The organism is Peribacillus sp. NPDC097895, assembly GCF_050277555.1.
In the GTDB taxonomy this organism is placed as follows: domain Bacteria; phylum Bacillota; class Bacilli; order Bacillales; family DSM-1321; genus Peribacillus.
Genome location: NZ_JBNNSH010000002.1, coordinates 100,764 through 115,326, shown reverse-complemented (window position 1 = coordinate 115,326; position 14,563 = coordinate 100,764). Strand labels below are relative to the sequence as shown.

The following is a 14,563-nucleotide window of genomic DNA, read 5'->3' as shown; positions in this document are numbered from 1 at the left end:
ATGACAACGATATTTGCAGTGCATCATAAAGGTGAATGTGCCATGTCCGGTGATGGGCAGGTTACTTTAGGAAATTCAGTAGTGATGAAGCATACAGCAAGGAAGGTAAGAAAGATCTTTAACGGTAATGTCCTTGCAGGTTTTGCAGGTTCAGTTGCAGATGCATTCACATTATTTGAGATGTTTGAAGCTAAACTTGAAGAGTATAATGGCAATCTTCAGCGCGCTGCCGTCGAAATGGCAAAGCAATGGAGAAGTGACAATGTACTTAGAAAGCTGGAAGCCATGTTAGTCGTCATGGATAAGAACCATTTGCTGCTCGTTTCTGGTACCGGGGAAGTAATTGAACCGGATGACGGGATTCTGGCCATTGGATCAGGCGGAAATTATGCACTGGCTGCGGGCAGGGCGTTAATGCGATTTTCCAGTGAGCATTTATCTGCAAGGGAAATCGCCCAATCATCTTTACAAATTGCAGCGGAAATTTGTGTATTTACGAATACGAATATAATCGTGGAAGAGTTGTAAGGAGGAGCGCAAATGTCAAATAAAGCTAATTTAACACCGAGGCAAATCGTTGAAAAACTGGATCAATATATCGTAGGGCAGCGTGAGGCAAAGCGGGCAGTGGCGGTGGCTCTTCGGAATCGCTACCGACGTTCCCTTCTCTCGGATCAACTTCGTGATGAAGTCGTTCCGAAAAACATATTAATGATTGGACCGACAGGCGTTGGGAAAACAGAAATAGCTCGGAGAATGGCTAAATTGGTAGGTGCTCCTTTTGTAAAAGTTGAAGCAACGAAATTTACGGAAGTTGGATATGTCGGCCGGGATGTAGAGTCCATGGTTCGTGATTTGGTAGAGACATCCGTCCGCCTCGTGAAGGAAGAAAAGATGGCAAGCGTAAAAGAACGGGCAGAAGAAAATGCAAATCGCCGTTTAATAGAGCTATTAGTGCCATCAACTAAAAAACAAAGTAATTTCAAAAATCCTCTTGAAGTCTTTTTTGGAGGCAGCAACAATCAAGATGAACAGGATTCGGAAGATAATTCCGAAGATTTAAGTTTGCAGGAAAAAAGAAAAATCGTCGCTGAAAAGCTGGCTAATGGCGAATTAGAAAGTGAAATGATAACGGTCGAAGTGGAAGAACAGGCTGCTTCGATGTTTGATATGCTCCAAGGTTCGGGAATGGAACAAATGGGGATGAATATGCAGGACGCTTTAGGAAGCTTGATGCCGAAGAAAAGCAAGAAGCGCAAATTGAAAGTTAGTGAAGCGAGAATTGTTTTAACAAATGAAGAAGCTTCGAAATTGATTGATATGGATGAAGTCACTTCTGATGCTGTTTATGGAGCAGAGCAAAATGGGATTATCTTCATCGATGAAATCGACAAAATTGCCAGCAAGCAATCTGGAAGTTCATCAGCGGATGTTTCAAGAGAAGGCGTTCAAAGGGATATCCTGCCGATCGTCGAAGGTTCAACTGTCGTTACTAAATATGGGTCAGTCAAAACGGATCATGTCCTCTTCATTGCGGCAGGAGCCTTCCATATGGCTAAGCCATCCGATCTTATCCCTGAGCTACAAGGTAGATTTCCTATCCGTGTAGAATTGAACAAACTGACTGTTGATGACTTTGTGCGAATTCTTCATGAGCCTGATAATGCTTTGTTAAAACAATATGTAGCTTTATTGGAAACTGAAGGTATAGAAATTGAATTTTCTGACGATGCTGTTCGTAAGATAGCTGAAGTGGCCTTCGAAGTAAATCAAAACACAGACAATATTGGTGCAAGAAGACTTCATACCATTTTAGAACGGCTGCTTGAAGACCTATCGTTTGAAGCTCCGGAAATTACGATGGAGAAGATTACAATTACACCCCAATATGTCGAAGGCAAGCTAGGTTCTATCGCCCGGAACAAAGATTTAAGCCAGTTTATCCTTTAAGATTCAGACAAATGGTATTAATTTGACAATGCAATGAACATAAAATTACGGAAATACAACTTCATAGTTATGTGAACCACGGTATTTTTAGGAGGAACAAATCAAATGAACTTATTAGCAAAAACAAGAAAAATCAATGCAATGCTTCAAAAAGCAGCAGGTAAAGCAGTCAATTTCAAAGAAATGGCTGAAAGCTTAAGTGAAGTTATCGAAGCGAATGTATTTGTTGTCAGCCGCCGAGGGAAATTATTGGGTATAGCTGTAAGTCAGCAAATCGAAAATGAACGTATGTACAAAATGTTGGAGGATAAACAATTCCCTGAAGTGTACACGAAAAACTTATTTAATATTCCTGAAACTTCTTCCAATCTTGATATCGAAAGTGAATACACGGCTTTCCCAGTCGAAAACAAAGAACTTTTCGCATCGGGATTGACTACGATCGTACCGATTATGGGTGGAGGAGAACGTTTAGGAACATTGGTCCTTGCTCGATTACAAGAAAAATTTCATGATGACGATTTAATTTTAGCTGAGTATGGTGCTACTGTAGTCGGTATGGAGATCCTTCGTGAAAAATCAGAAGAGATTGAAGAAGAAGCGCGTAGTAAAGCTGTTGTTCAAATGGCAATTTCCTCGTTATCATACAGCGAATTGGAAGCCATTGAGCATATCTTTGAAGAGCTTAAAGGTAATGAAGGTCTACTAGTTGCATCAAAAATAGCGGACCGTGTAGGCATCACTCGTTCCGTAATCGTTAATGCACTTAGGAAACTAGAGAGTGCAGGAGTCATTGAGTCACGCTCTCTTGGTATGAAAGGTACTTATATCAAAGTATTGAATGATAAATTCCTACTTGAATTAGAGAAGCTTAAAAATAATTAACAAACAAAAAGGTTTCGGATTGGTCTTATTCCGAAACCTTTTTGTTTTTTTTATTGGATTGGAAGCAGTTATAGAATAGTGAACGTTCCGAGGTCATTACTTAGGCCATTTTTGGCCCTCGGGAGCACTGGCGTTCACACGTGTGAAAAGAAAGCATCCTTATCACCTCAAGTTTTAATACTTCCATTTGTAAAACAAAGAAGACTGTAGGCAAAAGGAGTTCTATCTAAAGGTTAAACAAAGTTGATGGAACGGAAGGTGCGAGACTCCTCACAGGCGCAAAGACCACCCGCGGAAAGCGAATTCCCTACGTTCCAATCAACATTCGAATTTCTACTCTCTGAGGCAGTCCTTGAAAAAGGGCTGCCTTTTTTGTTTTTTAAGCCAACTATGACTAGCAAGCTGAGTGATTTGTAAAAACGTGGAAAAAGAAAACAGGCAATTCATTATGGTCTGATATGGAAATATGAAAATAAGTGTGGTTTTAATATCGGGGAGGAAAATAAAGTAAGGGTAATTATACTATTATAACTATTGAAATGATGCAAAGTGATAACTTTTGGAACTTTATATTTTTTGTGTAAATTTTTCGATGCTTCTATTGATAATGGATCATGTTTATGAAAATCTTATTGTTAGGAAAAATTTGCTGAAATTGTCGAATGGATTAATATCTCGAAAATTTCTCGTTTTTTTCAAAAAAAGAAAATCAGTTTTTACCGCTTATATTTTTTATAACCTTTATATGAAAAGGCTGAAACTGATTAAATGGAAAAAATCACTTAAAATAAAATTCGGAATTTAGTTCTAAAGTATCAGGTATATGGATACGTTTTTCGGTATGATAAATAAGCTAATAGAAGTAAAATATGGTTAAAATGTAGAATATCCTATTAAAATGTAATATAACGTAATTTTAATCATTGAATAATACTAAAAAAAACGTCAAAATTAATCAATTAATGACATTTTTCGACTATAATAGGTCTAAAGTCCATGTGTAGTTTATAGACATAGTCATTATGTTTCATTAAAATTAAAGAATAAATGGTCTGGATTAATTTATTTCTGGAGGAACCATCTGTTAATTATAGAAAGAGGTGATCGATATGGAGTTATTTTCAAATACTTTTCAATCACTAGAAAATGGACTTAATTATTCGACTACAAAACAAAGAGTCATTTCACAGAACATAGCAAATTCAGATACGCCTAACTATAAGGCGAAAGAAGTCGACAAAACACAATCTTTTAAAGCGGAGCTGACATCTTCCATAGAGTCATATCGTACCGATGAAAGACACTTTAACTTCAAATCAGAGGAAAGCCATTCCCCCCACATCGTGACGAAGAAAAATGTTCAATATAACAACAACGGAAACAGTGTGGATGTTGATAAGGAAATGACGGATCTTGCTGCCAATCAAATTTATTTTAATGCAGTTTCTGACAGGCTTTCAGGTAAGTTTCAATCATTGGAGAATGTAATTAGAGGAGGTAAGTGATGGGAATCTTCCAAAGTATGAATATGACCGGATCTAGCCTGACGAGTCAAAGGTTAAGAATGGATGTTATCTCTGCAAATATGGCCAATGCTGACACAACGAGGGCTGAATATGATGCCAAAACGGAATCTTGGAAGCCATACACTAGAAAAGCAGTCGTGCTGCAAAGTAAGGAAGAGGGTTTTTCAAGCTTCTTAAACGCAGCATCCGGAAAAACGAGCGGTATAGGGAATGGAGTGAAGGTGTTGGGAATAGTAAAAGACAAAACACCTTTTGAATTGGATTATAATCCAGAACACCCAGATGCCAATGAAGATGGATATGTTGAAATGCCAAATGTCGACCCACTTAGGGAAATGGTCGATTTAATGAGTGTCACTCGATCATACGAAGCCAATGTGACAGTTTTAAATGCATCAAAGGGAATGATGATGAAAGCATTGGAAATCGGCAAATAAAAATGTGAAAGGTGAGTGTTGATATGGAGGGAATTTCTCTTTCGGCAGTGAACAATGCAGGTAATGTGCTGAAAAAAAATCAGAGTAACACATTTACACCATACGAAGCACAGCAAAATTTTGCGTCCGTATTAAAAGAGTCATTGAATAAAGTTAATGAAACACAGGTGGCATCTGATGATCTGACAACCAAGCTTGTGAATGGGGATGATGTTGAGCTGCATTCGGTGATGATAGCTTCACAAAAAGCCAGTGTTACCATGCAGGCCACATTAGAGGTTCGGAATAAGGTGGTAGAAGCCTACCAAGAAATGATGAGAATGAGTATTTAGCATTCATTTTTAAAACCTCAATAAATAGAAATGACCAGGGGGAAAATGAATCCCCCACTCATAAATTCATAGACTGACCGGGGGATTTAAATGAATGATGTACTAATGAATGTGAAAAACAAAATAACTGCTTACTGGACGAGCCGTAGTAAAAAACAAAAAATCATGATGATTGCTTCAGCTGCATTGATGATCATCATCATTACGGCTGTTTCTATTTTAACCACGCGTACGGCGCTGGTGCCCTTATATTCCAATTTAACTCCATCGGAGACGGGGAGTATTAAGGAGAATTTAGACAGTCAAGGTATTAAGAATGAAATTTCTGAAAATGGTACGACGATAAAGGTTCCTGAAGAGAGTGTGGATACACTTAAAGTGGAACTGGCAGCTGAAGGCATCCCTGAATCGGGTAATATTGATTATTCTTTTTTTAGTCAAAGTGCTGGTATCGGAATGACTGAAAATGAATTCAATGTCATTAAATTGGACTCCATGCAAACGGAACTTGCCAGTTTAATAAAAAAGATTGATGGAGTAGAAGATGCCAGCGTGATGATCACTCTTCCTGATAAAGGAGTTTTTGTTAGTGATGCAGCTGAGGAAGCATCAGCATCCATTGTATTGACAACGAAACCTGGTTATAAATTTGAAGAAAGTCAAATCAATTCGCTTTATCATCTTGTCTCAAAAAGTGTTCCGAACTTGCCTACAGATAATATCGTCATTATGAACCAAGACTTTGAGTATTTTGATCTAGAAAATGAAAATTCTTCTTTTGCGTCCGCATTTGCTACTCAAAATGAAATTAAAAAAGAAGTAGAACGCGATATTCAAAGACAAGTACAAAATATGCTTGGAACGATTATGGGCAGAGATAAGGTGGTTGTTTCTGTCACGACAGACATCGATTTCACTCAAGAGAACCGGGAAGAGAATTTAGTTGAACCCGTTGATAAAGAAAATATGGCTGGAATTGAGATTTCTGCGCAAAGGATCAATGAAACGTATAGTGGGGATGCAGCTGGTGCAGGAGGCATTCCGCAAAGCGAGGACTCTTCTGATTCATTGGGATCTAATTACGTTGAAGGCACGACCGGATCCGGTGATTATGAAAAAGTGGATGAAACAATAAATAGCGAAGTGAACCGAATCAAGAAGGAAATAGTGGAAAGTCCATATAAAGTTAAAGATTTGGGTATACAGGTCATGGTTGAACCGCCTACCGCAGATGATCCAAATTCATTATCTCAACAGAGTGTAGATGATATTACACAAATCCTTGGTACGATAATACGCACGACAATCGAAAAAAAAGCCGAAGGGGAAGAACTTACGGACGAAGAGCTTACTAATAAAATAGCGATTTCGGTTCAACCGTTTAACGGAAAAATGACGTTGCCAAAAGATGATGCTCGTTCATCATTACCAATTTGGGTATACATTGTCGGTGGGGTGCTTTTACTAATCATCATCATTCTCTTGTTCTTATTCTTACGATCCAAAAAGCAATCTGAAATGGAAGAGGAGTACGTGATTGAAGAAGAAGAAGAAGTCATATTCGAAGTTCCGGATTTAAACAAAGAGAAGGAAACAGAAGCATCTATAAAAAGAAAACAACTAGAAAAATTGGCAAAAGAAAAACCAGATGAATTTGCAAAATTATTAAGAAGCTGGATAGCAGAAGACTAGGAGGTTGTGCAAGTGACAGACAGAAAAAAAAAGGCCGGGTTGACTGGCAAACAGAAAGCTGCCATCCTCCTTATTTCTTTAGGCCCGGATGTTTCTGCATCCGTATATAAGCATCTTTCTGAAGAGGAAATTGAGAGATTGACCCTTGAAATTTCAGGAGTTAGAAAAGTGGACTCGCATGATAAAGAAGAAATCCTAGAAGAATTCCATAATATTGCTTTAGCTCAGGATTATATCTCGCAGGGGGGGATAGGATACGCTAAGCAAGTCCTTGAAAAGGCATTAGGGTCCGATCAGGCGACGGCCATCATAAACCGTTTAACATCTTCCTTACAGGTTCGCCCATTCGACTTTGCACGAAAGGCAGATCCAGGACAGATCTTGAATTTCATCCAGAACGAACATCCGCAGACGATTGCATTAATCTTGTCCTATCTGGATCCTGCTCAGGCTGGACAAATATTGTCTGAACTTCCGCAAGAGGTGCAGGCGGATATTGCAAGAAGGATTGCTTTAATGGATAGTACGTCTCCGGAAATCATCAATGAAGTGGAGCAAATACTAGAAAGGAAACTTTCTGCGACTGTGACACAAGATTATACACAGACTGGTGGAGTAGAAGCGGTTGTAGATGTATTGAATGGCGTAGACCGTTCGACGGAACGAACGATTTTGGATGCACTCGAAATCCAAGATCCGGAGCTTGCTGAGGAAATCAAGAAACGGATGTTTGTGTTTGAGGATATTGTGACCCTTGATGGCAGAGCGATTCAGCGTGTAGTCAGGGAATCTGAAAACGAGGATCTCAAACTTTCCCTTAAAGTGGCAAGTGATGAAGTGAAGGAAATCGTTTTCCAAAACATGTCGAAACGTATGGTTGAAACGTTCCAGGAAGAAATGGAATATATGGGGCCTGTACGTTTGCGTGATGTAGAAGAAGCCCAATCAAGAATTGTCGCTGTTATCCGTCGTCTGGAAGAAACTGGGGAAATAGTGATTGCCCGCGGTGGAGGGGATGACATCATTGTCTAGGATTATAAAATCCCAACATGCACAACATGAGAAAAGTAAAAAGATAGCTATAAAAGTTCGGCATTTTGACTTTATTCAAAATGCGGATGAGGGGAAAACCCTTCACCATTTTCAATCTGATGAAATCCTGAACGATGCTAAACAGGAAGCTGATGTTTTATTACTCGATGCTAAACAAAAAGCCCAAGCGATTGCTGCAGAAATCCAGCAAGACCGAGAAAATTGGGAAAATCAAGAAAAGGTTTTATATATCGAACAAGCTCAAAAAGAAGGGTATCAGCAAGGTGTGGAAGATGGCATCCAAAAGGGCTATAACGAAATTGTAGGAGATATCGCTTTTGCAAAAGAAGTGGTAGAGTCTGCTAAAAAAGACTATCGGCAGCATATCGAATCATCTGAAATCGTTATTTTGAATCTTGCTGTTAAAGTGGCGGAAAAAATAATCGGGCAACAGCTTGATAAAGATGAAGAATCTTTTTTATCCATCGTCAAAAAAGCCATCAAAGAGGTAAGGGATCACAGGGAAGTGCAAGTGCACATTCATCCGGTTCAATATCAATCGATTCTTTCCCATAAGGAAGAGTTAATTTCCATCTTTCCAAAAGATACAGAGTTGTATATCTTTCCAGACGATGAACTTGAAGAAGACAGCTGTATTATTGAATCCGAAGCTGGAAAGATAGATGCCAGTGTCGATAGTCAGCTACATGAAATAAAAGTGAAACTTACTGAACTGCTGGAAGGGGATAAAGATGAAAGCTAGTGACCTCTTGCCATTGATTGATGAAGTCGATCCATTCAAAAATTATGGACGGGTAAAACGTGTGGTAGGTTTAATGATAGAATCTCAAGGCCCTGAAAGCTCTGTAGGAGACATTTGTTATATCTATACTGGTATACAAAAAAAGAAAAATCGAATATTGGCCGAAGTTGTCGGTTTTCGGGATGAAATTGTTATTTTAATGCCATTTACCGCAGTCAGTGATATTGCACAGGGGTGTATCGTTGAAGGAAGCGGACGAAGCCTTGAGATAAAGGTGGGCAGTGGGTTGATTGGCAAGGTAGTCGATCCCATGGGTCATCCTATTGATGATTCGTTGCTTCCGAAAGGTCTCGCTACCGTTCCGGTGGATCAAGATCCGCCAAATCCGATGAAACGACCACCCATTAATGAAACGATAGATGTAGGAGTACGGGTGATTGATAGTTTATTGACAGTTGGAAAGGGTCAGCGTGTTGGCATCTTTGCAGGGAGCGGTGTGGGGAAAAGTACGTTGCTTGGTATGGTGGCAAGGAATACGACGGCGGACTTAAACGTTATCGGCCTAGTTGGAGAACGTGGCCGTGAAGTTCGGGAATTCATTGAGAGGGATCTTGGACCAGAAGGGCTAGCACGATCAATCGTTGTTGTAGCGACGTCTGATCAGCCAGCACTTATGCGGATAAAAGGTGCTTTAACGGCAACTGCCATCGCCGAATATTTTCGTGATAAGGGATTGAACGTAATGCTGATGATGGACTCGGTCACAAGGGTTGCGATGGCCCAGAGGGAAATTGGGCTTGCTATCGGAGAACCCCCGACGACTAAAGGATATACGCCATCCGTATTCGCCATCCTGCCAAGGTTACTGGAAAGAACGGGAACAAATCAACTTGGTACCATTACAGCTTTTTATACGGTTCTTGTCGACGGAGATGATATGAATGAGCCCATCGCTGATGCAGTGAGGGGAATATTGGATGGTCACTTCATACTAGACCGGAATCTAGCAAATAAAGGACAGTTTCCAGCTCTCAATGTATTAAAGAGTATAAGCCGTGTCATGAATCATATAGTTGAGGACAAGCATAAAAAATCTGCGGAAAAATTGAGAGCGAGTTTATCAACCTATATGGAGTCGGAAGATTTAATAAATATAGGCGCTTATAAAAGGGGATCTTCAAAGCAAATTGATAACTCCATTACGCGTTATCCGGAAATCATTTCATTTTTAAAGCAAGGAACGCATGAGAAAGCTCCCAAAAATGATAGTATTAATGCCCTTGTCGAATTGATGGAGAAAGGTGATTAGTTATTAGTTATGATTTATCAATATAAATTCGAGAAGATCCTGACCATCAAAGAAAAAGAAAAAAGCGATGCACTGGCTAAATATAATGCTGCTGTAAAAAGGTTTGAAGAAGTGGCAGAGAAATTATATAAGCTCTTAAAGAAAAAAGAAGAGTTGCTTGAATTTCAGCAGGAAAAGTTGCGAAATGGATTATCCGTCCAGGAAATTCGACATCATCAGCTATTTATGGACAACCTGGAAAAACTATTAAGTCATTGTCAACAGGAAGTCATTGAAGCGCGATACAAGATGAATGTTCAAAGGGATGTAGTAATGGAAAGAAATATTGAGGTTAAAAAGTACGAGAAAATGAAAGAAAATGATTTTCTTAAATTCCTTGATGTCATAAAGGAAGCTGAGAATAAACAAATGGATGAAATATCAATCCGACAATTCTTAAGCAAAGGCGTTAGGTGATGGAATGCGTAAAAAAAGTGAATCTAATGGATTGGAAGAATTGGAAGAAAGCAAGATAAGTAAGTTTCAATGGTTTCTTGTTATCTTCATTCCTTTAATTTTTGCTGTAGCGGTAGCGCTGATCGTTTTCACGGTTGCAGGGGTCAATATAGGGGAGAAGGCGAAAGAGATATCAGCAAAAATCCCCTTCATTGAATCGAATGAAAAGGGCGAAGAAAAAGGAAGCCCAGCCAAAAGTGATGAGAAAGTTTCATTGAAGCTGGAAAAATTGGAAACGGAGATTGAAAACAAGGAAAAAGAGATAGACAAGCTGGAGAGCATCATAGATACACGTGACAAGGCCATAGAAAAGGCAGAATTAGAAAAACAGCAGCTTCAAACAGACATGAATCAACTTAAGAATAGTCAGAATGGTAGTAAACAGGCGTTTAAAGAAATAATCCGTACTTATGAAACCATGGCTCCTAAGAAGTCTGCACCTATCCTTACAGAAATGAATGATGATGACGCAATGGAGATTCTCTCAAGTATGAAGGCATCCACTTTAGCGAAGGTATTGGAGCAAATGACAACGGCAGATGCTGCAAGGTTAACGAAGAAACTGACGGAACAAAGTTCTCAAGAGGAAAGATGAAGGATGTGAATATTATATGAATTCAGCCATTAATTCTTTACTCCCCTTGGCATCAGTAAGTCAAAAGGCATCAATAAAGCCTAACCAGCAAACCAATTCCGGGTTTGGTTCAGTCCTTCAATCTGTCGTAGGGGCAGAACCATCCATTCAATCGAATACAGAACCCCTTGACGTCACTGAAGCGAGATTGTCTGCTTTAGGGGATTTGCTTGGATTTTTGAAACTTGATACGTTAAGTGATCCAGACGAAGAGAGTGGTGTTGAAGATACTTCAGTAAATAACCAAGAAGAAGTTAGCAACCTTTTACAGGTACTAAAAAAAATAACCGGCAATGATGAAGAGGCTCTAACAGAATTCTTTGAGAGCATAGAGGAAATGGATTTGGAACAAGATCAAGATGACTTGAGCCTAAGTTCACAAAGTTTGTTATCAGCCAATGTCATGGAACTGTATACGATTCTAAAAAAAGTGTCTGTGTTAAGTGAGGGAGAGTGGAAGCAACTTCCAACTGCTGGTGTGGTGAACCTTTTGAAGCTGGTAAAAGTTCAAGATCTTCTCTCGGAGAATCAGGATTTGAACCAAGATGAAGCAGCCATCCAGAAACAAATGAAAAATCTGCTTGAAGGGATAACGGGAAATCTGGAAAAATGGCTGTCCAATCAGCAAAAAACAAATTCAGAACCTGATCATTCCGGCACTTTGGAAAAAGGGCAGAATAAACCAATCGAAACATTGAAAAGCGCCTTCTCACAAATATCTGGAAGTGACAAGGTAAGTAAAGCTGGAAGTATCTCAAACGTTGTCACTTTGAAAACAGCGGATAGTGATAACTTTCAGGGTTCTGGTATGCCTTTTCACATGACAAAGCTGGAACAATTCGTCTTGACGGCACCATCCATAGGGGAGAAAAATGTCAGCCAAGAAGAGTTTATTAAACAATTTGAAAATATTCTAAGTAAGGCGAATTTCAGCGGAATTAACGGTGTAAATAAACTGTTGATCAGATTGAATCCAGAACATCTAGGGTCACTTAGGATCGAGTTGATTCAAAAGGATGGTATGTTGTCAGCTAAGATTATGGCTACTACAGCACAGGCAAAAGATATGATGGAAAAACAGATTCACGCCTTAAAACATGCCTTTAGCGGTCAAAACATTCAAATCGAAAAAATTGAAATTTCACAAGCGTTCAATGCTTTTAACTCTGAGAAATTCAGCCACAAAGATGAGGAAGAACAAACTAATCAACATGAGAGTAAGGAAGAAAGCCATGATGAGACGGAAAGTGAATTTACAGGCTCCCTTGCTGAAGCTTTGTTAAATCTGGAAGTGTAGGTGAAAAAATGACGACCATCGATACATCACTCTTATTATCAAACTATCAAAATGGTAATAGAAATACTGGGGATTCATTGGGGAAAGATGATTTCTTGAAATTATTGCTTACCCAGCTTCAAAACCAAGATCCGTCAAGCCCTATGGACAATACAGAATTCATCGCTCAAATGGCCACTTTTTCTTCTCTGGAACAGATGATGAATATGGGAGCCCAACTTGAAAAAATAATCGGGAACAATCAACAAAATAGTTTAATGAACTATAACTCTTTTGTCGGTAAGGAAGTCACTTGGCATAAATTAAATGAAGGTGATGATGATCTTGCGATAGAAGAAGGGACAGGCGTCGTGAAATCCATTCAATATAAGGGTGATAGTGTTTATTTCATCTTGGAAGATGGCACAAAACTTGAGCCAGCGAACATTTCGGCAATGGAGCAGCGAAGTACCGCATCCAATAGCTTAACGGAGGCTAGTGAGCTAATAGGCAAGCGTGTTTCTTGGAAGGATGAAAAAAATGGGGAGTCATCTGCAGTCGTTATCTCTGTTTCCATGAATAATGGCAAACTGCAAATTGAAGTGGATGATGAAAGCAACACCAAGCTATCATCAGATCAGTTGACTAAAATCGCTGGAGCTTAAGGGGGCGGAATATGACACTTGGTTTTCAAGCGAATTCCGCTCAGATGATGTCTTAAACAAGCTTGCCCTTGCGGCAAAGATAGTTGATTCAACAAGGGTTTCAACTAAAAATGCGGTAGATTGAAAGCAAGAAAAACAATGTCATCAGTCATGGACAGGGATGAAGCATCGTCTCAATTCTTCACCAACATTAATGGAACCATGATAGTGGATTAATAGGCTGGACCTAGTATAGGAAGCCATGACTGTGGAAGGACAGGAGCAGTCGATATATGAAAGGGGAGCTTTTACATGCTTCGTTCGATGTATTCGGGAATAAGCGGATTAAAAAACTTACAAACAAAATTGGATGTTATCGGTAATAACGTCGCCAATGTCAATACTTACGGTTTCAAAAAAAGCCGGGTGACATTCAGCGATGCGATGAACCAAACCGTATCTGGTGCAAGTGCAGCAACAGCCAATAAAGGTGGAACTAACTCTAAACAAATTGGATTGGGTTCGACGATTGCTACAATCGATACCATCCATTCGCAATCAAGCTTGCAAACTACCGGTCGCGATCTTGACTTAGGAATATCCGGGGATGGTTATTTCGTCGTCAAGCAAGGCGATGCACTTTCCTATACACGAGCAGGAAACTTTTATCTGGATGATAATGGTACACTCGTCAATTCGAATGGTTTGAAAGTACAAGCGTACAAGGTTGATGAAAACGGAAAACGATCAAAAACGATCGGTGACGTTGCTGTTAATGTCAATGCGATTTTACCTGCTGTATCAACTACTAAAATATCAGTTAGTGAAAACCTTGCTGCTGATGCCATTGATGGTTCTGTATTCAGCCAGCAAATAAAAGTCGTTGACGATAAGGGGAAAGAACAAACGGCAACTATCTACTTCCAAAAAACAGGTGATAATAAATGGGAGCTTTTTGATGAAGAACCTGCTGCTTTGGGAGATGCTTCTGCAACTAAACCAAAACCGTTCACTTCAGTGAGTTTCGATGCAAATGGTCAGATAGTGGCTGCGGATAAAAATAAGGCAAATCAAACCCTTAGCATTACAAGCGGCAAAGAGGACGACACGAATACAGCAGTTGATGAAAGCATTCAAAAGGTTAAATTGGATTTTGATTTCTCAAAACTCACCCAAGTTAAAGGGTCTACGACTGCTCTGGTCAATCCAAATGGCAATAAGGAAGGGAAATTGGAGAGTTTTAATATTGGTTCATCGGGAGAAATAAATGGAGTGTATTCCAACGGGCTCATCACAACATTAGGCCAACTGGCCGTTGCCAAGTTTTCAAATTCATCCGGCTTGACGAAAACAGGTGGTAATACTTTTCAGGAATCAATCAATTCAGGGACTGCAAACATCAATATCGCAGGTGAGGGTCGCGGGGTGATTGCATCAGGTTCATTGGAAATGTCCAATGTGGATTTATCTGAAGAGTTTACCGAAATGATCGTTGCGCAACGTGGTTTTCAGTCGAATTCCCGGATTATCACGACATCGGATGAAATCTTACAAGAATTAGTTAACTTAAAACGATAAGTTAAGGGAG

The 14,563-nt window shown here is 39.5% G+C and carries 16 protein-coding genes; all 16 read left to right on the top strand.

The genetic code is table 11. The features are described from left to right. The 16 genes from hslV to ACQKMH_RS11750 all read left to right on the top strand — a co-directional run bounded on the left by hslV (nt 1) and on the right by ACQKMH_RS11750 (nt 14,553). Nucleotides 1-528 (top strand): HslVU peptidase proteolytic subunit, encoded by a 528-nt coding sequence (gene hslV, locus ACQKMH_RS11825; protein WP_427587678.1) that lies wholly within the window; start codon nt 1-3, stop codon nt 526-528. Nucleotides 529-540: 12 nt separating this feature from the next. Then, the gene (hslU, locus tag ACQKMH_RS11820; protein ID WP_427587677.1) at nt 541-1,950 is read left to right on the top strand and encodes an HslU--HslV peptidase ATPase subunit; all 1,410 of its coding nucleotides are present in this window, start codon (nt 541-543) and stop codon (nt 1,948-1,950) included. 105 nt (nt 1,951-2,055) lie between these two features. After that, nucleotides 2,056-2,835 carry a GTP-sensing pleiotropic transcriptional regulator CodY gene (codY, locus tag ACQKMH_RS11815; protein ID WP_427587676.1) on the top strand — a complete coding sequence of 260 codons (780 nt, stop codon included), beginning with the start codon at nt 2,056-2,058 and terminating at the stop codon, nt 2,833-2,835. Between the two features lie 1,109 nt (nt 2,836-3,944). After that, complete coding sequence (flgB, locus tag ACQKMH_RS11810) at nt 3,945-4,340, top strand: flagellar basal body rod protein FlgB (RefSeq protein ID WP_427587674.1); 396 nt, start codon at nt 3,945-3,947, stop codon at nt 4,338-4,340. After that, nucleotides 4,340-4,798 (top strand): flagellar basal body rod protein FlgC, encoded by a 459-nt coding sequence (gene flgC / locus ACQKMH_RS11805; RefSeq protein WP_427587673.1) that lies wholly within the window; start codon nt 4,340-4,342, stop codon nt 4,796-4,798. Before flgB ends, flgC begins: the two co-directional genes overlap by 1 nt. Nucleotides 4,799-4,821: 23 nt before the next feature. Further along, the gene (gene fliE / locus ACQKMH_RS11800; RefSeq protein WP_427587672.1) at nt 4,822-5,130 is read left to right on the top strand and encodes a flagellar hook-basal body complex protein FliE; all 309 of its coding nucleotides are present in this window, start codon (nt 4,822-4,824) and stop codon (nt 5,128-5,130) included. Between the two features lie 90 nt (nt 5,131-5,220). Beyond that, complete coding sequence (fliF, locus tag ACQKMH_RS11795) at nt 5,221-6,822, top strand: flagellar basal-body MS-ring/collar protein FliF (protein ID WP_427587671.1); 1,602 nt, start codon at nt 5,221-5,223, stop codon at nt 6,820-6,822. A 12-nt stretch (nt 6,823-6,834) separates the two neighbouring features. Beyond that, nucleotides 6,835-7,854 carry a flagellar motor switch protein FliG gene (gene fliG / locus ACQKMH_RS11790; protein ID WP_427587670.1) on the top strand — a complete coding sequence of 340 codons (1,020 nt, stop codon included), beginning with the start codon at nt 6,835-6,837 and terminating at the stop codon, nt 7,852-7,854. Next, a complete protein-coding gene (gene fliH / locus ACQKMH_RS11785; RefSeq protein WP_427587668.1) occupies nt 7,847-8,617 on the top strand; it encodes a flagellar assembly protein FliH in 771 nt (256 codons plus the stop codon). The genes fliG and fliH overlap by 8 nt, the downstream gene beginning before the upstream one ends. Next, nucleotides 8,607-9,926 carry a flagellar protein export ATPase FliI gene (gene fliI, locus ACQKMH_RS11780; protein ID WP_427587667.1) on the top strand — a complete coding sequence of 440 codons (1,320 nt, stop codon included), beginning with the start codon at nt 8,607-8,609 and terminating at the stop codon, nt 9,924-9,926. Before fliH ends, fliI begins: the two co-directional genes overlap by 11 nt. 9 nt (nt 9,927-9,935) lie before the next feature. After that, nucleotides 9,936-10,382 (top strand): flagellar export protein FliJ, encoded by a 447-nt coding sequence (gene fliJ, locus ACQKMH_RS11775; RefSeq protein ID WP_427587666.1) that lies wholly within the window; start codon nt 9,936-9,938, stop codon nt 10,380-10,382. Nucleotides 10,383-10,386: 4 nt separating this feature from the next. Beyond that, entirely contained in the window at nt 10,387-11,016 is a 630-nt protein-coding gene (locus ACQKMH_RS11770; RefSeq protein ID WP_427587665.1) for a MotE family protein, read from the top strand. Nucleotides 11,017-11,032: 16 nt separating this feature from the next. Then, nucleotides 11,033-12,352 (top strand): flagellar hook-length control protein FliK, encoded by a 1,320-nt coding sequence (locus ACQKMH_RS11765; RefSeq protein WP_427587664.1) that lies wholly within the window; start codon nt 11,033-11,035, stop codon nt 12,350-12,352. An 8-nt stretch (nt 12,353-12,360) separates the two neighbouring features. Continuing rightward, the gene (gene flgD / locus ACQKMH_RS11760; RefSeq protein WP_427587663.1) at nt 12,361-12,996 is read left to right on the top strand and encodes a flagellar hook assembly protein FlgD; all 636 of its coding nucleotides are present in this window, start codon (nt 12,361-12,363) and stop codon (nt 12,994-12,996) included. Between the two features lie 138 nt (nt 12,997-13,134). Further along, on the top strand, nt 13,135-13,212 hold the full coding sequence (locus ACQKMH_RS11755) for a hypothetical protein (protein ID WP_427588486.1): 78 nt from the start codon (nt 13,135-13,137) through the stop codon (nt 13,210-13,212). A 75-nt stretch (nt 13,213-13,287) separates the two neighbouring features. Further along, nucleotides 13,288-14,553, top strand: coding sequence for a flagellar hook protein FlgE (locus tag ACQKMH_RS11750; protein ID WP_427587661.1), 1,266 nt, complete (start codon nt 13,288-13,290; stop codon nt 14,551-14,553). The last annotated feature ends 10 nt before the right edge of the window (nt 14,554-14,563 follow it).